Source organism: Psychrosphaera algicola, assembly GCF_028401425.1.
Taxonomy (GTDB): Bacteria; Pseudomonadota; Gammaproteobacteria; order Enterobacterales; family Alteromonadaceae; genus Psychrosphaera; species Psychrosphaera algicola.
Window position 1 is genome coordinate 4,309,768 of sequence record NZ_JAQOMS010000002.1, and the last position, 20,342, is coordinate 4,330,109.

A 20,342-nucleotide genomic window follows, 5' to 3' on the forward strand; every position below is an offset into this window, starting at 1 on the left:
TATGAGTGACACCGCAAACTTTGTTGCTTTTTACGACAAAGACGGCTTGCAAGTTCGAATTGCCTATAACTGGCGCGACAAGTATTTGCAATCGGCTGCTCGGGACCCTCGTTTTGTCGAAGAATATTTCCAGCTCGACGCCAATATCAGTTATCAAGTTAATGACAATCTTTCGTTTTTGTCGAAGGCATAAACATAACAGAAGAAGACCAACGAATTCATGGTCGTTCTAGCTACCAAGTTAGGCAATATTCTGTTGGCCACGCTAGATACAACGTCGGGGTTCATTACTCATTTTAAATTAGTGCTCAGTAAAGCCACTTTAATTAGTGGCTTTATGTAACCCATTTTTATTTATGTACAGAGCTTAGTTTCTTTAAAAGTACCCAAAAGACGGCCTGAATAACCGGATTTTATTCGAACCAAATCATTCAATTTATTTTGAGTAAGGTTGGTTTATTTAGACGACTTTCGGGAAGAGGAAACCAAGGCTGTTACTGTCAAAATTAGAGCGTTAATTAATGACTTAATGAGTCTTAAAAAACGCCTATTTAATTAGCAGGAGAAACACTATCGTGTTTACCAATATAATTACAAAATCAAACATAAAGTCATTTAGAGTGGCTTTAACGTTGCTAACATGTTTTTGCGTATTAGCTATCTCTGGGTGTTTTGGTGTCAGTAGCGATAACGAACTGCCTAAAACCACTAATGAAACAAATCCACAGGTAACAGAAACCGAGCAGGAACCAGAATACGTCGGTTTGTCACCACTTCATACTGACGGTATTAAATGGGTCAATGCCGACAACGAAGCCGTTATTTTAAAAGGAACTAACTTAGGTAACTGGTTGTTACATGAGTTTTGGATGATGAACCAATCATCAAATACCGTTGCCACCGATCAATGTAGACTTGAAGCCACATTAGACGAACGATTTGGGTTTGAAGAGCGCGAACGTCTCCTTGATATGTTTCGTGATAATTGGATAGCGGAGCGCGATTGGGATGTCATGCAGAGCTTTGGACTTAATGTGATCCGTCTGCCGTTTGTTTGGAATGTGATTGAAGATGAGCATAACCCTAAAACACTCCGTGCAGATGCCTTAGCAGTACATTGATTATGCCATCGAACAAGCAGAAGCCCACGGTATGTATGTGATCTTAGACTTGCATGGCGCTGTTGGTTCACAGGGCTGGCCAGATCATTCAGGTTGTGCCGATAAAAATTTATACTGGAGCACACCTGAATACCAAGAACGTACAACTTGGTTATGGCAACAAATCGCTGAGCGGTATAAATACAACGGTACGGTAGCGGGTTATGGTTTATTAAACGAACCATGGGGTACAGACGCCGCTAACTTAGCATCAGTAATGTTGGATTTATATGCCGAACTGCGCGAAGCCGATGAAAACAAAATTATTATTCTACCAGGGCACCATTCTGGGATTGATGAATACGGCCATCCTGACTCATTTAACGGTACTAATGTCGCTTATGAAATGCACTTTTATCCGGGCATATTTGGTTGGGGTGACCCCACCTATGAAACTCATCGTGACTGGTTAACTTGCGGTGAAGCTGGGAATGAAGGCATTTGCCAATGGCAGGCCAAAATGGCCAATTTAGAGTCTCCATTATTAGTCGGTGAATTCCAACCATGGGCAAGTACCGGCTATGAATTTGGTGGCGAAAACACCCGTGCTACCTATGACAAATTTGGTGCGTTAAATTGGGCTGCAACTAACTGGTCTTATAAAGTATTAACCGGAGGCGGCGGTCAAGGTAATGGTACGTGGGGCATGGTCACCAATAAAAAATCTGGTTTAGGGTTGGTAGCTAAAGCTAGTACTTGGGCATGTCCTTAGTTGGGACAGTGAACTTAGTACCGCATGTGAAATTGGCGCGGACACCATTACCCCGCAAGCAGAAGGCACGCAGACCTACTATTTTGTTGTTAAATTTGGTGCTTGTTGCGATGGCAACCTCGACATTAGTTTAGACAAACTTAGTTTGGTTGATGAAGACAATAATGAAGTTTTATTAAATGGTAATTTTGGTTCTGACAGCAACTGGACTCAATGGTCGGCGAGCGCGGCACCAGCCATTAATTTTAATGAAACTGACGTTGCCTTAGCGCCAACAAATGCCGACGGCCCCGTTCTTAGAATGACAGGAACGACAGATGCAACTGTGACTGAATTTAACGGCGGTGTTTACCAAGCAATTACACTAGAAAGCGGTAAAAACTATACCTTATCTGGTGTGTTTAAAGACAACGCAAGTGCTAATGCTCATGGGGAATTTTATATTGTCGCCACGATGCCTGAAAACGGCGTTGATATTCTTGAAGAGGCGGCTCTGCCAAGTGTCGACTTTGTCAATGCGCCAATTGAAGAAATCGAAGCTGTATTCCAATTATATGGCTCAATATCCTATGAAATTCATCAGCCACTGTTTGATGCGATGACAGCCGAAGCGCCTTCAAACTTATATACACTGCCGGCAAAACCTACTGGATTCACTGCACAAATGGCTGACTCTGGGGCCATGTTAAGTTGGAATGCAAACCTAGAAACGGATGTGACTGGATACCATGTCTACCGAAGTGTTAACAACAATAGCAGTTATCAACTTTTTGCTGAGAATGTTGCTAGCCTTAGCTATCTCGATGAAACAGTTATCGACAATAACTTATATTTTTATAAAGTCAGCGCCGTTGACGCAGAAGACATTAGTTATGGCAGTGACGAGATAAGCGTAGGTGAATTAGTTCAAGCCATACCAGGTACTGTAGAAGCCGAAAACTGGACCACAATGAACGGGTTTGAAGTAGAAGCGACAGCAGATGCCGGCGGCGGTAAAAACACCGGTTTTGCCCATCTAGGTGACTGGCTTGAATATGCCGTAAACATCGAAAGTGCGGGTGATTATCTTGTTGAATATCGACTTGCCACCGAAAGCGGCAGCACAGGATTTACCTTAAAATTGAATGATGAGGTTATCGACACTGTAGCGGTTGATGCGACTGGCGGGTGGCAAACTTGGGCGACCCAAAGCACAACAATTAGCTTGCCTGCAGGTGAGCATATCCTTCGAATTGAAGCATTAGGTGAGCAGTGGAACCTCAATTGGATCCGATTTTCTAAGACTCAATAATACAAGGATTTAGCTAAATCCAACTTAGCAATATCGCAGCACTTTAGGTGCTGCGGTAGCCGCTTTCCATTTTAACCGCTTTTTCAAATGCAAAAATTAGCGATATGACATTAATTAAATCAAATATTAAAAAGAGTTTTCCAATGTATAAGATAAAGTTAAAAAACTAGCCACCCTGTTGTCACTAGTTTGCCTAGTATCGACAGGACTTCTGTATGCGAGCGAACGCAACGCCAAAGGTGTCGATGTTTATACGACCGCCAAAGACACAACACTGCGTTTGCAACTTACCGATAGCAAATCCCTTAAACCTCGTGTTCAGCCTACGGAAGGTGAAATTTCGATATTTGTTAATCCAAATAAACGATTTCAAAAAGTTTTGGGCATTGGCGGCGCAATAACCGATGCCAGTGCAGAAGTATTTGCCAAATTGCCCGCAGCAAAACAAACCGAACTATTAAAAGCGTATTACGACCCAAAAGAAGGTATTGGTTACTCATTAACGCGTACCACAATTCATAGCTCTGACTTTGGTAGTGGCAGTCACACTTATATAAAAGAAGGCGATAAGTCACTTAAAAGCTTTAACATCAGCCATGACCGCCAGTACCGTATTCCTATGATAAAAAGAGCAATTGCAACCGCCGGTGGAGAGTTAATGCTTTATGCCAGTCCATGGAGCGCACCTGCCTTTATGAAGAGTAACAATAACATGTTGCAAGGTGGGAAGTTGTTACCAGAGTATTACGATACATGGGCAACTTATTTCACTAAATTTATTCAAGCCTATGAAGCCGAAGGTATGCCAATTTGGGGCGTGACGATTCAAAACGAGCCGATGGCAACGCAACGTTGGGAATCTATGATATACACCGCTGAAGAAGAGCGTGATTTTTTAAAAAACCACTTAGGTCCTGTAATGGAAAAAGCAGGTTATGGCGATAAAAATATCGTAGTTTGGGATCATAACCGTGACCTAATCACCAATCGCGCGAACGTCATTTTTGACGATCCTGAAGCCGCTAAATACGCCTTGGGAATTGGTTTTCATTGGTACGAAACCTGGGCTGGTGGCGAAACGATGCACGATAATTTAGCACTTATTAATGAATCATATCCAAATATGAATCTTTTGTTTACGGAAGGGACAGTAGAAGGGTTTAGAGCAGATCGTTACCAATACTGGCCAAACGCAGAACGTTATGGCCATTCAATGATTAACGACTTTAATAGAGGTACTGTTGGCTGGACCGATTGGAATATTCTATTAGATCAAAACGGCGGTCCTAACCATGTAAGTAACTTCTGCTTTGCTCCAATCCATGCCGACACAGACAGTGGCGAGCTTATTTATACGCCAACCTATTATTACATCGGCCATTTTTCTAAATTTGTTAAACCAAACGCCCAGCGAATGAGTACTAGCAGCAGCCGCAGTGTTTTATTAGCAACCTCGTTTGTAAATGAAGACAATAAAATGGCTACGATTGTTATGAATCAGACCGACAAAGAAATTAAGTACAACTTTTTTGTCGAAGACCAACAGACCATACTGACCATTCCAGCAAGGGCCATGCAGACTCTGGTTTATTAAAATTTAGAGAGCAGTGCAGGGAGATAATATAAGGCGTAAACCTGTGGGGTCAAAACCTGTGGGGTCAGAGTCGCTGATTTAAAACCTGTGGGGTCAGAGTCGCTGATTTTATAATTTCCTCTGCACTTGGTTGGAGATCCCTAATATCGCTGTGGCTCGACTCATATTACAAGCTAGGGAATGACGTTTTTTGTTCTGGTTATTGTGAGCCAATTTACTGCGAATTATGAATTTCCTCTGCACTTGGTTGGAGGTTCCAAATATCGCTCCGCTCTTTTGGAATGACGTTTTTTATTCTGGTTATTGTGAGCTAATTTAGGGCGAGTTATGAACTTCCTCTGCACTTGGTTGGAGATCCCTAATATCGCTGTGGCTCTTTGGGGATGACGTTTTTTTCTGTTTTGTTCAGTTGATGGTTTTTCTTTAAAATAAAGTTTTATCACTCCTAAAGTTCAGGCTGCAGATAACTTCGTTTAAATCCCCTTAGTTGAGATTTATATCTCGAAGTGAACGGCAGGGACGCCGTTGCAAGGAATGTGCATAGGGATGTGCGTACATTCCGTCTTCGACGATAATATAAATCTTAAATAAGGAGTAGGGATTTAGCCGAAAGCGGCCTTTTGCCTACTTTTGGGGCTGTTGCAAAAGTATGGTCGACGCAGTCGAAATAGCTGCCCGCAGGGCAAAGAAAAGCGCAGCCTGCAAGGCGAATTATGACATTCCTCTGCACTTGGTTGGAGATCCCAAATATCGCTTTGGCTCGACTCATATTACAAGCTAGGGAATGACGTTTTTTGTTCTGAAATTATGAGCCAATTAAAAGCGAATTATTAACGTCCCACCTCTAAGGCCGACTTTCTAAACTGTGACGGTGTTACGTCTTCAAATTTCTTAAAAAACGTATAAAACACTGACTTGCTGTTAAACCCAACGGCTAGGTAAATGTCGGTAATGGTGTCCTTTTTATGAGTGGGATCACTTAGCATTTTTTGGCTTCTTCAATTCGGTATTTATTAATAAATTCGTAGAAGTTAATACCAAAATGCCGATTGATTAACATAGAAAGATCGCGAGAGGTAATTTCTAACGCCGACGCTAAACTGTCCAATGTAATATCTGGGTCCATAAACGCTTTGTTGTCTTTCATTTTCACGTCAATTTCAGTGGCAATTTCGGGATTCACAAATTGATCATCCACCGGTTTTGTCGCCGGTTCTTTATAGGTAACCTGCTCAAAGGTCAAAAAGTGGCGAATGGCAGTAAAGACCAGCAAGTTCACTAAAACAAAAGACAGATAATTTCCGGTTAAACCAATTTGTGAAAATACCGAATTTCCAATAGGGGTGAATAAGCTAATAATTTTTGCCATTACCAAAACGGTCTCTGAAAACATCACTGCCATAAATCCATAGACAAGGCCATTTAGCCAATTGGTGTGGACCTTGTCTATGTTGGAATAGGTATCTTGTAATAAATATCTGTAGCGTCTAATCATGATCACGCAGGCAATGGCATAAAATACTCGTAATCCTTTATTGAACAATTCTAAGCTGACATAACCCGTATCATAGACAAAAGACTCTTTGATAAGCATGACTTGGCGTTCGTCGAAGGTATGACTGTAAAACGTTGTTGAAATGAAAACGAGGTAAATAATAAGGGGCACGATATGAAGGATGTCGATTTTTCTTAAACTAAAATCCTTAAAAACTAATGATTTAATACATAAAAATAACAAGGGACCGTCTAAGTAATACGCCATCTGTAGAATAAAATATAAGCTAAGGCCATTCATATCTGACTTGTACCTTAAACTCGGCACCCCACATAATCAGCTCGTTTGCTGGGATCAAAGCATGGGCAAAGAGGAAGGCCGACAGGAACATTGCCGTTTTTACATTCTTTGTATTTGTAACGTAAAGTAAAACCCCAAAAAACAAACACTGCATCGTTGTCATCAACAACATGACGTCATGAAAGTTGAATAAAACAGATTGGAATTCAAAAGGCTTCATCTTTTTCCTTGATAAATGTAGGGGTTAATTTTTTTTACGAGCATAACACGCTTAATCAGGCATGTGTCCAGCGCGATATAATATTTTAAAAATTGAAATGATATTGATAAATTACGGCGAGTCGTCCGGTAAATCGACTATAAGGACGCAATTTTAGAATGATTGATGGGTACTACATCGGTATTGATTCAGGTATAATTCCGGCCATTGAAATTAATAGGCCAAAAAGACTGAATTTTTGGTGCATTTCCAGCACCATTATCTAAGAAAATTATGACAGATTCTCAACTTGCCAAAGAAATCGAGTGCCGACGCACTTTCGCCATCATTTCTCACCCAGATGCCGGTAAAACAACCATTACTGAAAAAGTATTGTTGTACGGACAACACCTGCAAACTGCCGGTACAGTAAAAGGTCGTGGCTCAAAACAGCACGCCAAATCTGACTGGATGGAGATGGAAAAAGATCGTGGTATCTCTATAACAACCTCTGTTATGCAGTTTCCTTATAACGATAATTTAGTCAATCTGCTAGATACTCCAGGACACGAAGACTTCTCTGAAGATACGTACCGTACGTTGACGGCTGTGGATTCTTGCTTGATGGTGATTGACGCCGCTAAAGGTGTAGAAGACCGAACGCGCAAATTAATGGAAGTCACCCGTTTACGTGACACGCCAATCATTACCTTTATGAATAAACTTGACCGTGACATCCGTGATCCGATGGAAGTCATGGACGAAGTTGAAGACGAATTAAAAATTGCTTGTGCCCCAATAACCTTAGCCAATTGGTTGCGGAAAATTGTTTAAGGGTGTTTACCATATTCATCGTGACGAAGTTATTTTATATAACACGGGTAAAGGGCACACAATTCAGGACGTTCGCACAATTAAAGGTGTTAATACTCCAGAATTAGACGAAGCCGTTGGTGAAGACTTAGCAGAGCAACTGCGAGAAGAGCTTGAGCTTGTTATCGGTGCATCTAACGAATTTGATTTAGAACTGTTTTTGGCGGGCGAATTAACCCCAGTATTTTTTGGTACAGCCTTAGGTAACTTTGGCGTTGACCATATGCTAGACGGCCTAACTGAGTGGGCGCCAACGCCTATGCCTCGGGATACTAATGAACGCCAAGTTGTTGCAAGTGAAGCTGATTTCAGCGGTTTTGTATTTAAAATCCAAGCCAACATGGACCCTAAACACCGAGACCGCGTGGCATTTATGCGGATTGTCTCAGGTAAGTATGAAAAGGGCATGAAGATGAAGCATGTACGTTTAGGTAAAGACGTACGGATTTCAGATGCATTGACCTTTGTAGCCGGAGACCGTTCAGCCGTTGAAGAGGCATTTCTGGGGATATTATTGGGTTACATAACCACGGTACGATTCAGATTGGCGATACATTCACGCAAGGTGAGGCATTTAAGTTTGCGGGCATTCCAAACTTTGCGCCGGAGTTATTCCGCCGTATTCGTTTAAAAGATCCACTGAAACAGAAGCAGTTATTAAAAGGCTTAATCCAGTTATCGGAAGAAGGTGCTGTGCAAGTATTTAGACCGATGCAAAACAACGATTTGATCGTTGGTGCGGTTGGTGTCTTGCAGTTTGACGTTGTTGTTCAGCGTCTTAAATCTGAATATAACGTCGAGGCGATTTACGAACCTGTCAATGTTGCTACAGCACGCTGGGTTGAATGCGAAGACGTGAAAAAGTTTGAAGACTTTAAACGCAAATGCGCGACAAACTTAGCACTCGACGGTGGTGATAACTTGACCTATATCGCGCCGACTCGCGTAAATTTAAACCTGTCGATGGAACGTTATCCAGAAGTCTCATTCTTGGAAACAAGAGAGCACTAAACCAAACAAATGAGATGCAGCCTTAGGCGTTGCATCTGTTTTTACTTTTTCTCGCGACGAGCAAAGGCATTTTGAATATGAACATTTTTCAGTTAGTACAAGATAGATTTAAACAAGCGTTAACAAAAATTGAAGGAGCCGAAGGTGCTGCTGCGCCAATGGCTCGAAGCAATCGCCCTGAATTTGGAGAATACCAATTTAATGGTGCTATGGGGTTAGCGAAAAAGCTAAAATCAAACCCTCGAGAAATTGCCGCAAAAATTTTGGACGCTGTTGAATTAGACGATTTAGCTGAAAGCTTAGAGATTGCCGGTCCTGGTTTTATTAATGTAAAGCTAAAGCCTCAATGGCTAGGTGAGCAAATTACTGCTGCGTTAACCGATCCAAGATTAGCGGTAGAAAAAGAGCCTGAACAAACAGTAGTAGTTGACTTGTCGTCACCAAATCTAGCGAAAGAAATGCACGTTGGCCATTTGCGTTCAACCATCATTGGTGACTCAGTGGCTCGAGTAATTGAGTTTTTAGGTCACAAGGTTATTCGTCAAAATCACATGGGTGATTGGGGCACACAGTTTGGTATGTTGATTGCGCATTTGCAAGACAAGTTATTGTCTGAAAACGTTGCAACAACTGCGTTGTCAGATTTGGAAGACTTTTATCGCGAAGCTAAAATTAGGTTTGATGAAGAAGAAGGTTTTGCCAATCGAGCTCGCGAGTACGTGGTTAAATTGCAAGGCGGTGACCAAGAATGCCTTACGTTGTGGCAACAATTTATCGATGTATCGATTCAACACAGCGAAGAAGTTTACGCCAAATTGAATGTTAATCTAAAACACGAAGATATCATGGGTGAAAGTGCATATAACCCAATGTTAGCCGGCATAGTTGCAGACTTGAAAGCGAAAGGCATAGCCGTTGAAGACCAAGGTGCTCAGGTTGTATTTCTTGATGAAATGAAAAATAAAGAAGGCGAACCTGCCGTCTTTATAATTGAAAAATCAGGTGGTGGTTTTTTATATTCAACAACCGATTTAGCGGCAATGAAATACCGTTCATTTGACTTAAACGCAGACCGTATCATTATCTTCACTGACGCTCGTCAAGCTTTGCACTTTAAGCAAGCTGAAATGGTTGGCCGTAAAGGTGGATTACTAAAAGCTGAAACGAGCTACGAACACGGCCCATTTGGTATGATGTTGGGTAAAGATGGCAAGCCATTTAAAACCCGTACTGGCGGCACAGTTAAACTAGCGGACTTGTTAGATGAAGCGGTTGAGCGTGCAGAAAAACTACTGTCAGAACGCGAAAGCAATTTAAGTGCAGATGAGCAAAAAGAAATTGCTCGTAAAGTTGGTATTGGTGCAATTAAGTACGCTGACTTAAGTAAAAACAGAACGACCGACTACATTTTCAACTGGGAAACGATGTTGAGCTTTGAAGGCGATACGGCTCCTTATTTGCAATATGCTTATACCAGAGCCATGAGTGTGTTCCGTAAAGCCGAAATTGATGTTGCTACGTTTAATGCCGAAGTCATTATTACTGAAGCCCAAGAAAAAGCACTGGCCGTTAAGTTATTGCAATTTGTTGAAGCGATTGCTGGTGTGAGCGCTAATTCAACGCCACATTTGTTGTGTACTTACTTGTATGAATTGTCGAGCTTATTTATGACTTTCTACGAAGCTTGCCCAATGTTAAAAGACGGCGTAGCAGAAGAAACCAAGTTAAGCCGTATGGCATTAAGTTTGTTAGTTGCCCGTACCCTGAAACAAGGTTTAGAGCTACTCGGCATCGAAACAATGGAAAAAATGTAACCCTCTGATTATTGCCCTTGTTAGGGCATGATTAAGAAGATTAAAAAGCGGGTGATGAAAGTACAATTTCATCACCCGCTTTTTTGTCGCTATTGCTTTAATTCTGCGGAACCCTTGTAGGCAAGTATGGCTTAGTCGTTAACTTAAATGCTGTTGAAAGAAGTTTACGGTTCTATCCCACGCTAGGTTGGCATTTTTAGGGTCATACCGACCTGTGGAATCATTATGGAAGCCATGGTTTGCGTTTTCATACATAAACATCTGGTAATCCACCTTGTTCTTTTTAAGAGACACCTCGTACTCAGGCCATGTGGCATTAACTCGTTTATCAAGTTCAGCCAATTGGATCATCAATGGCGATTTAATGTTGTCACGAATTTCGGCGGCGGCAGGCGTTCCATAAAATGGTACGCCAGCATTTAGACTATTAGGAATAGTTGCAGCTAACATGTTGACGATATAGCCACCAAAGCAAAAACCAACAGCACCGAGCTTGCCGTTACTGAGGGCATGGGCTTTTAAAAATTCAGCAGCGGCGACAAAATCTTGTTGAATTTTCGCTTTATCTAGGGAGCGTTGCATTGCTTTCCCTTCATCGTCATTGCTAGGATATCCGCCTAAAATATGCAGTGCATCGGGCGCAAACGCGACAAAACCGGCTTTGGCTAAACGGCGAGCAACGTCTTTAACATAAGGATTAAGTCCTCTATTTTCATGAATAACTAGAACAACGGGTAATGGTTTATCAAGGTTTTTGGGGTAACAAAGTATCCTCGACCTTCGCCATGACCTTTTGGCGAACGGAAGGTCACATAACTCGCTTTGATGGCATCATCATTAAATGAGACTTGCTCGGCAAGGGCATAGTTAGGTAATAACGCAGCTGAGAGAACCGACATACTTAACCCTATGGTGGCAAGCGTGCCTAAACGTTTTAAAAACGTTCGGCGGTCAATCATGCCGTGCGCGTATTCATCGTACCAATCAAAAGCTTCTTGCGGAATAATCGGAGCGGTTTCATTTACTGGTTGAGTCATTCTTTTCCCTATTGTAGATTGTTAGGCCATAGAACTTTTAAGTCATGACTTTACGTCGTAGGTCACAGAAATAAATAATAGAGCAGAACAACAAAGAAGGCTTATTTTATTTCAGCAAAATATTCTATTGCTGAGGTTTATTGTTTTTTGACTTTCGTTTCGTAAACCATCGGCCGATATTTTTAATACAAACATAACCACATAACACGCTAAAAAATAATCGTACCCCTAGGGTTTCGCTAACTGTTGATGCAACGCCATCGAGGTAATTTTTAATGTCTGTCATTGGGAAAATTAATATAGCGAGACAGCCACAAATAAAGCCATAAACTAATGGGTCCATGCCTTTAACTAAGCTCATGGATACGGGTTCGTTTTCGACGTGAAAAAATTCTTTAATGGCAGGTTCTGTTTGTTGAGTTTCAAACTTGGTTAATTCAAGTTCGATAAGCGCGATTTCCTTAGGAGATGGTTTAACATCCGTATTGGCCAATGCTTCGATGAGTTGTTGTTTGCTGTATTGGGTAAAGTCGGGTGACGTCATTTAATAAATCCTTCCTTAGGATGAGAACTAAGGAATATACCTAGTCTGTTGGCTACTATCTATTTTCTATTATTTATTTATAAAAAAAGGAAAACAGATAATAGCCAAATTTACACTAGGTCAAACATTAGCAAGGGCCGCTTAGTGCTACTAATGCTACTGGTAAAAGCGAACAAAAAAGTTATAGCTCTCACGATCATTTAGTTTTTGCGAGAAGTTTAACCCCAACTCAACTAACTGGCGTTGATATTGGTATTGTTTTAATACACGTTTAAGTTCGTTAAGGGCAACGTTTGTTTTACCAACGTTATCCAAAGCGAGGAAATACAGATACACATATTGGGTATTTGTATTGTCGTATTTTACGGCTGTTTTAAACGAAGCCACCGATTCGGCTTTTGCGCCATTACGGATTTGGTACATGCCATAGGCGTAATGCAATGTCGCTGACTTTGGATTCGCCTTAAGTCCATTTTGATAAATTTCACCCTCTCGTTTTACCTGATTATTGTTACGGTAAAGATCGGCAAGGTTAATGTAGTTTGGTTCAAAATAAGGGTCGACGATTAAACCATGTTCCAATGCCGCGATAGCTTGTTCAGTGCGACCTTGACGTTGGTAAATTATGCTTCGGTTTAAGTTACCTTCGCCGCGCCAACTGCTAACTTCATTAGCGATACTCAATTCGTTAAGAGCTTGTTGGACAACCGCAAGATCTTTGATTTGAACATCAACAAAATGATTCGCCGCCGCAGTACGAACCGCTTTAAACTCATCTGTTAATAACGCTTTAAATGACTTTAATCGGTCTTCAGGTGAAAGGATTTGGCCCACAAGTCCGGTGGCTAATCTTAGTAAGGGCAATTCTGAACTAACCCAAGGGGCGATAACTCTGTCGGTTAAGATTTGAGTGGAATTGGGCAGCAGGGCAATGGCACTTGCTCGTTTGATATCACTCATTGAACTGTCATTAATGAGCGCTAAATGTTGCTCCAGTGGCAAGGTTCGATTGTGCAATAACGTAATGAAATACTGCTCACTAATTGCTAAATCTTTAGGTGCGCCAAAGTTAGATTTAAGCGCGGCAACCGCCCATTTGTTGTCTTTGTCAGTGTGACAATTTACGCAGGCATTTGGCGTATTAAATTGGTCACTAAGGTCAGGACGTGGAATTTTAAAGCTGTGGTCCCGTCGCGCATCAACGCCCATATAGGTGGTTTGTGGCATGTGGCAATTGACACACTGACCGCCATCGGAGTCAAGTGGATGAATGGTATGTTCAGGTTGCTGGTACACTTGAGCATTGTGGCACTGTAGACACAAGCCATTGCCTTGAAGTTTTACTTTCATGGTGTGTTTATTATGGCAGTCAAGGCAGTTAACGCCTTTGTCATACATTTTGCTTTGTAAAAATGAACCGTAAACATAAACCTCATCATTGATTTGACCATCGGCGTGGTACAAAGGCTGGGTCAATAAACTTGGTGAAAACTGATCTAAAAATCGGGTTTTAGGCTCAATGCCATCGGTCAAAGGAGAGCGCAGTGAATGACAAGAAAAACACGTTTCCATAAATTGGTTATCGCGCGGCTCGCCTTGCCATTCGGCAACAGGTTTACTTGGGTCAAGTAACCAGCCCATGGCTTTTTGTTTATCACTTGAGGTTAAGTGGCCTGCGATACTGCCATCGCCAGCTTTATAGGCGGTGTTTTTGGTGTGATCTGTCATGTCGTTGTGACAAGACTGACAACCAACATTGATGTTGTCCCAGTTGGTGTCGAATTGTTTTTTAGGGATCGAATAATTCCGTTTTAACCCATCTGAATGACAATCGGCACACATGCCATTCCAATTTTGCATCGGTTGTTGCCAGTGTAAACGGTCCGCGCTTTTGATGTCTTCATCGGGATAAACAGGATACCAACGTTGACCATTTTCCGATTTAGGACGACTGTCCTAGGCAAAAGGAAAGACTTGCATTTTGCCATCATCGGTTTTGATCAAATATTCCTGCAAAGGATAGTGCCCAAACGTATAGGCTACAGTGTATACCTTGGTATTTTGTTGTTCGGTAAATTCAATTTTAAAGGCGTTGTCTTGTTTAAAAAATCGGGCTTTTTGGGTGAAGTGATCAAATGTCGCGTTGTTAAAATCCCCTAACACAGTGGCAGACGTTGCTTCTGCCATCGCTTTCGCGTGGTCAGATTGTTGCCAGTCAGAAACCGCAGATTGGTGACAAGACACACAATTTTGTTCTGGTGTGTTTGCCAGCGCTGAGAAGCAAAACGCAGTGGACAATATAAAAAACAAATAAGACTTTTCATTAGGGACATGGGCACATTTTCTATGTATCGATTGGGTTTAACTAAGTTGATGACTATGGGTAAATGCGAGCAACTTAGGCTTGGCATATAGAGTAAACCAAACTGCTTATAATAAACCGCAAAATTAACGATATGTTGAGTTCAAAGTGAGGGACAGTTTAAACCAAAGTATTCTAAAATTCATAAAAAACCCCGGTTGTCGGGGTTTTATTTGTCAGCTTAATAAAGCGAGCTTCGGCTGGCTAACGCCACACAACTGGCATAAATACTGTCATTTCAGCGGTGCCACGGTTGCTCCATGCATAATAGGGAACCAATTGAGTACTGAGTTCCTGCCACTTAGGTTTACGAACGTTACGATACATAGCATCGCCTTTGTTTTCTCGAAGCAATAGTTTGGCTTCAATGGTGGTTAACCCGCCTAAAAATTCTGGCTGACTTTGTGCTTTTAGAGGTTCTTCACCGTCAATGTACACATCTAAAATATTTGTACCTTCTGGTAAATCTGGTGATTCAATGCAATAAACCACAGGACCACGTTTAACCGCGACTTGGTTACGGACTTCTTCAATTCTAGGGTGACCTTCGATAAAGGTGGTTTCCATAGGAATGTCGATAACAATTACGTCGCCAACTTGCCATTCTCGGTTTAAAACAGCATAGGTGGCTGGAGTTGCGGTCACGCCGGCATCTTTGCCATTGACGGTAATGGTTGCGCCTGTCGACCAACCTGGTACTCGCAATGCAATATCAAACGCGCCGGACTTACATTCATCAACGGTAAGTTTAACCAAACCTTTCCAAGGGTAGTCTGTGTCTTGGCTTAACTTAATCGCTGAGCCATCTAACATGGTAGTTGCAAGGTTATTGCTGCCGTACAAGTTAACGTGTACACCATTGTCGGTTAAACTATACGCCCAACCAGATAAGTTAGAAATAGTACGAACTAAGTTTGGAGGACAACAAAAACACGCTAAATAACCTTCACGGTCTGGTGTTTCAGTAACGTCGGCGTGGGCGTCGTAGTCTCGAACGCCGTGTAACATTCTTAGTGGATTCGCATAAAAGTAGTCTTTACCTTCAATGCTTATGCCCGATAAACCACTGTTGTGCATCACCAGCTCAATGATATCGGCGTATTTTGCTTCACCATGAATACCCAACATTCTAAAGCTGAACATCGCATTACACAGGTTTGCGCATGTCTCGTTGTAAGCCGTTAGGTTTGGCATCATGTAGTCGTCGATAAACCCTTCTTCGATCATGTCACGATTAACACTCGCGCCATAATGCGTCTGGCCTACGGCACCTGTAGCATACATTTTTTCTGTGTAACACTTTCCCATAAACGATTAAGGGCTGTGATTAGTGCTTCTTCACCGGTTTCGGCAAATACATCCGCCGCACCGGCGTAGTAATACAAAGCGAGTACAGCATGGCCAACAGGGTCTGTCTCTTCACGCAGTGGCGTGCGTTCTTGCACCATGTCGCCAATAGGGTAACCGACGGTGGTTGAGTCATGCACTATGTCATATGTCCCGCGACGGTCGATAAATTTTTGGGCCAATGTTAAGTACTTTTTGTCACCCACAGTACGGTATAGCTCGACCAATCCCATGATTTGAGTTTGGTTAAAACCAAATCGGCGGTAATGTTTTGTGTCTGGAAAAAGATAGTGTAAAGCAATTCAGCATGTTTGATTGCGATGTCTAAGAAATTGCGTTGACCCGTGATCCGAAAATGGGCACAGGCACTAATAAATAAATGTCCGGTGTTATACATCTCATGGTATTTACGGTTTTCGTAACGATCAGCGTCTGGATCTAATTGGATTTGGGTTTGCAGATAACCATCGGGTTCCTGCGCTTTGGACAAAATATCAATGTACTCGTCGAGTTCGGTTAGCAGCGCAGCGTCTTTTGAAAGACCATAGGCATAGATTTTGGCTTCCATAAATTTATAGAAGTCGCCATCGTGCCAATACATGCCTTTGTGCTCACCGGTTTTTAGTCCGGCGGCAATTTTAAAATTATTAAGCGCGTGGCCGATGTCACCACACAGTACATCACCCATGTACGGGATCATAACGTCGACAGCTTTTTGGGTTTTTTCAGCCCAAAAGCCTTTAGTCCACTGACAGTCACCAAAATTAATGGCGTGTAATTTTACAAACGGGCTTTCAGAGTTTGCAACGATTGCTTTGTTATGTGCATGCAATGAAGTCATGACGTCTTCCTCATAAATTGTATTTTCACCATGTGCTTATCACTCGCCATCGGTTTAATAGATGTTAAGGGCTAAGCGTAGCAAAACTATTTGTTATTTAGTTAAATCAAAATTAATTGTTGCCAAATCGATCATAGATAAGGTGTAAGGTTTTGAATGTTTTGTGTTTCTAAAGCCTTCTTGAACCATGAGATCAAAGTTTGAAATGATCAATTTATTGTTGTAAACGATCAGATCTGCGGGTTGGTCGAGTTGGCCATTAGAGCCGTCGTTGTCCAAATATTCCGCGATAACGGACACTTGTTTATTGGTGTCAATTTTTAAAATTTGGTTTTGTGCAAAGCCCGCTAAATAAAGATTATCTTCGCTGTCAAAAGCCATCCCATCAATGCCAGACGCAGCAGGTACTTTGGCATAAATTTGTTGGCTACTAATATTTTGCTGAGCATCAAAAGTAAAACGATACACCGTACCGTCACTAATATGACCTGAGTACAAGTTGCCTTTAGAATCAAAGGCAATGCCATCGAGACTAGGTTTATTGGTCGTTGACTCGACGGTAAAGATCAGTTGTTTGTCGTTTAAGGTGTTGTTGACCATGACATTTCTGTCAGTTGCGTTAAATTGGTAAATGCCACTTGTAGGGGTTTTAGACTTAACTTTAGGTAAGTTAAGTTGGGTTGCGTATAAATAGCCGTTATGAAAACGCAGGCCATTAGGGTTAAAACCAGAGGCGATAACTTCGGTTGATATTAGGGTATCACCACGGAAGTTCATTTTTAAAATTCGACCATGTTTGGCACCGCGGGAATCTGCAATATATAAGCCGCCATCGGGTCCGTACGCGATACCCATCGGATTCGCTTTAGTCTTAAGGCTTAAACTAGGCACGGTAGCAAGGTGGTTAACAGTACCGTTTTGGGTAAGCGAAAATAACTCCCCTGCAGTTTTCGATTGGCAAAGTTAGGGCAACTCAATGTTAACGAGCCATTTGGTGCAACATCAAATGCATCTGGCGTCACGCATTGCTGTGGTAAGTTTGCAAACAAAGTTGCCGGTTGCGGCATTGCTTGACTAGTGCCACTTACTATAAGCAACGCTAATAGGGCGGTTGTTGCTTTAACAAAATTGTTGGTCAATAACATAGTTGTTGCCTAATTTGGTATTTTCGAATTTATTGGTTGTGTTCCGAATTGTTTAAACATAATATGTTTAAAATAATAGTATGTATATAGGTTTGAGTAAAATTATGGAAAAAGTCCTAATCAACGCGTCACCCAATATTCATTAATTGCTGCTTTTGGTGGTTTTGTTTTTGGTCTAGACGCTGCAAATATTTCTGGTGCGGTACGTTTTGTCAGCTCTCTATTTGAACTCGACAGTATTCAGCAGGGTACGGTTGTTGGCTGTGCTTTACTTGGCGTTATTGTTGCGTTGTTATTTACCGGCACGTTATGCGACAAGTTTGGCCGCTCTCGTGTTTTGTTAGGGATCGGCTTAACCTATTCTTTATCGTCATTGCTATCCGCTACGGCATTAAATTATGAAATGTTAATTGTGGGCCGATTTATTGGTGGGGTCGCATTTGCGTCAATTACGGTGTCGGCTATGTATATAGGTGAAATTGCACCTGCAGCCCAACGCGGTAAGTTTGTATCAATTAACCAGTTTATGATCGGCCTTGGCTTATTACTGGCCTTTATCGTCAACTACTTTTTAGTCAAGTTAATCGGTGATATTGGTTGGCTAACAAATGATAATGTTTGGCGTGTGATGTTAGGCGCAGAGCTCATCGCTAATGCAATTTGGGTCGGGTTATTGCTAACCATTCCTGAGTCGCCTCGTTGGTTAATAAAGCAGGGACGAAAAGAAGAAGCTAAAGCGGTTTTTAATCTAATTGCTCCGGCAGATCAAGTTGAAACACTTTCTGCACAAGTTGAAAAAGCCTAGAACAGGACACTAAACTCGATACGCTCGGGCAACTGAAGTCTTTGTTTAGTAAGCGAATGCGGTTTGTTTTATTTATTGCGGTGAGTTACGCCATCGTACAGGGCGCAACTGGAATGAATGCCGTATTGTTTTTTGCACCAATGGTATTTGAACAAGTGGGAATGAGTGTTGAAGATACGTTTATGCAAACCATCACGACAGGCGTTGTTGGACTATTGGCAACGTTAATTGCCATTGGTTTTGTTGAAAAACTCGGTCGACGATTTTTAACCGTAGCGGGTCTGGTTTTGGTGGTAGTTGCACATACTTCTACTTATATTGGTTTTGAACAGGCAAATTTTGTCTTTAGCGATAATGCCGTTGAAGTCCTGTCGGTAGAACTTAATCAAGAGGGCGTTGATACTGCAAAGATTGAGTCATTACGCGGTGCTACCTTTGACAACGACGTGGCATTAAAACAAAAACTCAAGGAGCTGTTTAACAAAAAAGAACTGCCTATTGTCAGTGGCCCCATTATTAATGAAACCATTCAAGGCATTAATGCACCACTTGTTTTGTTTGGCATATTTGCATTCTTAGCGGCATTTAACTTGTCCATCGGACCAATAATGTGGGTGGTATTTTCTGAGATATTTCCAAACTCCGTACGCAGTGTCGCACTGCCAGTGGCAGCTTTGGTTCAAACTATCTCGTCTTGGTCTATTCAACAATTTTTCCCGTGGCAGCTCGACAGCTTAGGGGTCGCGAGCATCTTTATGTTGTACGCCATAATCGGCGCTGTTGGCCTTGTTGTTATGTACTTTTCATTGCCTGAAACCAAAGGTAAAACTATCGAAGACATTGAACAAGAATACGCCAGAGCATAAGGGATTTTTTGATGGAAAAGGCACGAGAACAAATACATCATCTGATCATTGACTGGGGAACGACTAACTTCCGAGCGTTCGCGATGTCAGATACTGACCAGTTAATTGAAGTAAAAGAAGCGCCAATGGGACTTTTACAAGTCCCAAATAGCGAATTCGCAACAGCATTAGAAGTACTTCTTAATGATTGGTTAGACGACTATAAAAGCTTGCCAATCTATATGGCTGGCATGGTGGGCTCGATGAAAGGTTGGGTTAATGTCGACTACGCACATGCGCCGGTTTCAGCCCCAGATTTAGTAGCCAAGGCACATGTTTTTGCTTTGCCCTGGGGCCACAAGCCGTGATTATTCATGGTGTGTGTTATGGCTATTGTGATCTGCTCGACAGCAGAACAGCCGAAAAAAGCAGTCTTGATTTAACTGAAGTTGATAAATACGACGTCATGCGCGGTGAAGAAGTGCAAATTTTGGGACTCGCCGCGCAATATAGTCAGACAGAATTAACGGCAGTGTTACCCGGCACTCATTCTAAACATGCCCATGTGGTTGATGGCAAGTTAACCCAGTTTTCGAGTTATTTAACTGGCGAACTGTTTGATCTATTAATCAAACACTCATTGCTTGGTAAAGGCCTGCCATTAGATGCGTCGAGTGATCAGGCAGCGTTCATCAAAGGCGTCGACGACGGTCAAAACGGTGAGTTTAGCAATCGCATATTTCTCGCGTGGACACAACGGTTGTTTAATTCGTTAAACGAAGCACAGATCCCGGATTATTTATCAGGCATGTTAATCGGCATGGAACTTAAAAACCTACCTCAAAAACACCTCTACATCGTTGGTGGAAAAGGTCTATCAATGCGTTATCAACTCGCTGCGGAACATTTAGGTAAAACCACAACACTCGTTGCTGGTAATGATTGTTTTTAGCTGGCATGGCAATAC

General features: G+C 41.9%; 20 protein-coding genes and 3 pseudogenes. 11 read left to right on the forward strand and 12 right to left on the reverse strand.

Annotated features, from left to right (window positions below):
* The first annotated feature begins 1 nt into the window (after position 1).
* The 5 genes from PN838_RS23780 to PN838_RS23800 all read left to right on the forward strand — a co-directional run bounded on the left by PN838_RS23780 (position 2) and on the right by PN838_RS23800 (position 4,757).
* Positions 2 to 193: a hypothetical protein gene (locus PN838_RS23780; protein ID WP_272182235.1), complete on the forward strand. Its 192-nt coding sequence runs from the start codon at positions 2 to 4 to the stop codon at positions 191 to 193.
* A 382-nt stretch (positions 194 to 575) separates the two neighbouring features.
* Positions 576 to 1,121: a hypothetical protein gene (locus PN838_RS23785; RefSeq protein ID WP_272182236.1), complete on the forward strand. Its 546-nt coding sequence runs from the start codon at positions 576 to 578 to the stop codon at positions 1,119 to 1,121.
* A 37-nt stretch (positions 1,122 to 1,158) separates the two neighbouring features.
* Positions 1,159 to 1,872, forward strand: coding sequence for a glycoside hydrolase family 5 protein (locus tag PN838_RS23790; protein ID WP_272182237.1), 714 nt, complete (start codon positions 1,159 to 1,161; stop codon positions 1,870 to 1,872).
* A 145-nt stretch (positions 1,873 to 2,017) separates the two neighbouring features.
* Positions 2,018 to 3,163 carry a carbohydrate-binding protein gene (locus PN838_RS23795; RefSeq protein WP_272182238.1) on the forward strand — a complete coding sequence of 382 codons (1,146 nt, stop codon included), beginning with the start codon at positions 2,018 to 2,020 and terminating at the stop codon, positions 3,161 to 3,163.
* Between the two features lie 178 nt (positions 3,164 to 3,341).
* Positions 3,342 to 4,757 (forward strand): glycoside hydrolase family 30 protein, encoded by a 1,416-nt coding sequence (locus tag PN838_RS23800; RefSeq protein WP_272182239.1) that lies wholly within the window; start codon positions 3,342 to 3,344, stop codon positions 4,755 to 4,757.
* An 830-nt stretch (positions 4,758 to 5,587) separates the two neighbouring features.
* Here the strand turns inward: PN838_RS23800 and PN838_RS23805 are convergent.
* The 3 genes from PN838_RS23805 to PN838_RS23815 are packed head-to-tail and all read right to left on the reverse strand — an operon-like array spanning position 5,588 to position 6,772.
* Positions 5,588 to 5,743: a helix-turn-helix domain-containing protein gene (locus PN838_RS23805; RefSeq protein ID WP_272182240.1), complete on the reverse strand. Its 156-nt coding sequence runs from the start codon at positions 5,741 to 5,743 to the stop codon at positions 5,588 to 5,590.
* Positions 5,737 to 6,552 carry a hypothetical protein gene (locus tag PN838_RS23810; protein ID WP_272182241.1) on the reverse strand — a complete coding sequence of 272 codons (816 nt, stop codon included), beginning with the start codon at positions 6,550 to 6,552 and terminating at the stop codon, positions 5,737 to 5,739. Before PN838_RS23810 ends, PN838_RS23805 begins: the two co-directional genes overlap by 7 nt.
* The gene (locus PN838_RS23815) at positions 6,539 to 6,772 is read right to left on the reverse strand and encodes a hypothetical protein (protein ID WP_272182242.1); all 234 of its coding nucleotides are present in this window, start codon (positions 6,770 to 6,772) and stop codon (positions 6,539 to 6,541) included. The genes PN838_RS23810 and PN838_RS23815 overlap by 14 nt, the downstream gene beginning before the upstream one ends.
* 273 nt (positions 6,773 to 7,045) lie before the next feature.
* On the opposite strand from PN838_RS23815, the pseudogene prfC reads away from it, so the two are divergent.
* Both prfC and argS read left to right on the forward strand, forming a co-directional pair.
* Positions 7,046 to 8,635: pseudogene (gene prfC, locus PN838_RS23820) on the forward strand (peptide chain release factor 3).
* A gap of 77 nt (positions 8,636 to 8,712) precedes the next feature.
* Positions 8,713 to 10,449 carry an arginine--tRNA ligase gene (gene argS, locus PN838_RS23825; RefSeq protein ID WP_272182243.1) on the forward strand — a complete coding sequence of 579 codons (1,737 nt, stop codon included), beginning with the start codon at positions 8,713 to 8,715 and terminating at the stop codon, positions 10,447 to 10,449.
* Positions 10,450 to 10,587: 138 nt separating this feature from the next.
* Here the strand turns inward: argS and PN838_RS23830 are convergent.
* From PN838_RS23830 to PN838_RS23870, 9 genes and pseudogenes are all read right to left on the reverse strand, one after another.
* Positions 10,588 to 11,486 (reverse strand): annotated as a pseudogene (locus PN838_RS23830) (dienelactone hydrolase family protein).
* A gap of 124 nt (positions 11,487 to 11,610) precedes the next feature.
* Positions 11,611 to 12,030, reverse strand: coding sequence for a hypothetical protein (locus tag PN838_RS23835; RefSeq protein ID WP_272182244.1), 420 nt, complete (start codon positions 12,028 to 12,030; stop codon positions 11,611 to 11,613).
* A gap of 156 nt (positions 12,031 to 12,186) precedes the next feature.
* On the reverse strand, positions 12,187 to 13,890 hold the full coding sequence (locus PN838_RS23840; RefSeq protein ID WP_272182245.1) for a cytochrome c3 family protein: 1,704 nt from the start codon (positions 13,888 to 13,890) through the stop codon (positions 12,187 to 12,189).
* Positions 13,891 to 13,986: 96 nt separating this feature from the next.
* Positions 13,987 to 14,274 carry a hypothetical protein gene (locus tag PN838_RS23845; protein ID WP_272182246.1) on the reverse strand — a complete coding sequence of 96 codons (288 nt, stop codon included), beginning with the start codon at positions 14,272 to 14,274 and terminating at the stop codon, positions 13,987 to 13,989.
* A 322-nt stretch (positions 14,275 to 14,596) separates the two neighbouring features.
* Complete coding sequence (locus PN838_RS27690) at positions 14,597 to 15,205, reverse strand: glycoside hydrolase family 127 protein (RefSeq protein ID WP_370661130.1); 609 nt, start codon at positions 15,203 to 15,205, stop codon at positions 14,597 to 14,599.
* 132 nt (positions 15,206 to 15,337) lie between these two features.
* Positions 15,338 to 15,972 (reverse strand): annotated as a pseudogene (locus PN838_RS27695) (beta-L-arabinofuranosidase domain-containing protein); the annotation flags it as partial.
* Positions 15,924 to 16,580, reverse strand: a complete 657-nt coding sequence (locus PN838_RS23860; RefSeq protein ID WP_272182249.1) for a beta-L-arabinofuranosidase domain-containing protein — start codon at positions 16,578 to 16,580, stop codon at positions 15,924 to 15,926. The gene PN838_RS23860 and the pseudogene PN838_RS27695, both read right to left, overlap by 49 nt.
* Before the next feature lie 93 nt (positions 16,581 to 16,673).
* Positions 16,674 to 17,471: an SMP-30/gluconolactonase/LRE family protein gene (locus PN838_RS23865; RefSeq protein ID WP_441295808.1), complete on the reverse strand. Its 798-nt coding sequence runs from the start codon at positions 17,469 to 17,471 to the stop codon at positions 16,674 to 16,676.
* Positions 17,459 to 17,725: a hypothetical protein gene (locus tag PN838_RS23870; protein ID WP_272182251.1), complete on the reverse strand. Its 267-nt coding sequence runs from the start codon at positions 17,723 to 17,725 to the stop codon at positions 17,459 to 17,461. Before PN838_RS23870 ends, PN838_RS23865 begins: the two co-directional genes overlap by 13 nt.
* Positions 17,726 to 17,915: 190 nt before the next feature.
* Between PN838_RS23870 and PN838_RS23875 the strand changes: the two genes are divergently transcribed.
* Genes PN838_RS23875 through PN838_RS23890 form a run of 4 tightly spaced genes read left to right on the forward strand, consistent with a single transcriptional unit; the run spans position 17,916 to position 20,327 of the window.
* A complete protein-coding gene (locus PN838_RS23875) occupies positions 17,916 to 18,530 on the forward strand; it encodes an MFS transporter (RefSeq protein WP_272182697.1) in 615 nt (204 codons plus the stop codon).
* Positions 18,531 to 18,571: 41 nt separating this feature from the next.
* Complete coding sequence (locus PN838_RS23880) at positions 18,572 to 19,396, forward strand: MFS transporter (protein WP_272182252.1); 825 nt, start codon at positions 18,572 to 18,574, stop codon at positions 19,394 to 19,396.
* 11 nt (positions 19,397 to 19,407) lie between these two features.
* Complete coding sequence (locus PN838_RS23885; protein ID WP_272182253.1) at positions 19,408 to 19,743, forward strand: 2-dehydro-3-deoxygalactonokinase; 336 nt, start codon at positions 19,408 to 19,410, stop codon at positions 19,741 to 19,743.
* Entirely contained in the window at positions 19,740 to 20,327 is a 588-nt protein-coding gene (locus tag PN838_RS23890; RefSeq protein ID WP_272182254.1) for a 2-dehydro-3-deoxygalactonokinase, read from the forward strand. Before PN838_RS23885 ends, PN838_RS23890 begins: the two co-directional genes overlap by 4 nt.
* Positions 20,328 to 20,342 lie beyond the last annotated feature (15 nt).

Excerpts from the sequence above, each read along its gene's own strand:
- PN838_RS23805 (WP_272182240.1), bottom strand. The coding sequence starts at position 5,743 with ATGCTAAGTGATCCCACTCATAAAAAGGACACCATTACCGACATTTAC.
- PN838_RS23870 (WP_272182251.1), bottom strand. The coding sequence starts at position 17,725 with ATGTTATTGACCAACAATTTTGTTAAAGCAACAACCGCCCTATTAGCG.
- PN838_RS23840 (WP_272182245.1), bottom strand. The coding sequence starts at position 13,890 with ATGCAAAATTGGAATGGCATGTGTGCCGATTGTCATTCAGATGGGTTA.
- PN838_RS23780 (WP_272182235.1), top strand. The coding sequence starts at position 2 with ATGAGTGACACCGCAAACTTTGTTGCTTTTTACGACAAAGACGGCTTG.
- PN838_RS23810 (WP_272182241.1), bottom strand. The coding sequence starts at position 6,552 with ATGAATGGCCTTAGCTTATATTTTATTCTACAGATGGCGTATTACTTA.
- PN838_RS23885 (WP_272182253.1), top strand. The coding sequence starts at position 19,408 with ATGGAAAAGGCACGAGAACAAATACATCATCTGATCATTGACTGGGGA.
- argS (WP_272182243.1), top strand. The coding sequence starts at position 8,713 with ATGAACATTTTTCAGTTAGTACAAGATAGATTTAAACAAGCGTTAACA.
- PN838_RS23835 (WP_272182244.1), bottom strand. The coding sequence starts at position 12,030 with ATGACGTCACCCGACTTTACCCAATACAGCAAACAACAACTCATCGAA.
- PN838_RS23860 (WP_272182249.1), bottom strand. The coding sequence starts at position 16,580 with ATGACTTCATTGCATGCACATAACAAAGCAATCGTTGCAAACTCTGAA.
- PN838_RS23815 (WP_272182242.1), bottom strand. The coding sequence starts at position 6,772 with ATGAAGCCTTTTGAATTCCAATCTGTTTTATTCAACTTTCATGACGTC.
- PN838_RS27690 (WP_370661130.1), bottom strand. The coding sequence starts at position 15,205 with ATGTTAGATGGCTCAGCGATTAAGTTAAGCCAAGACACAGACTACCCT.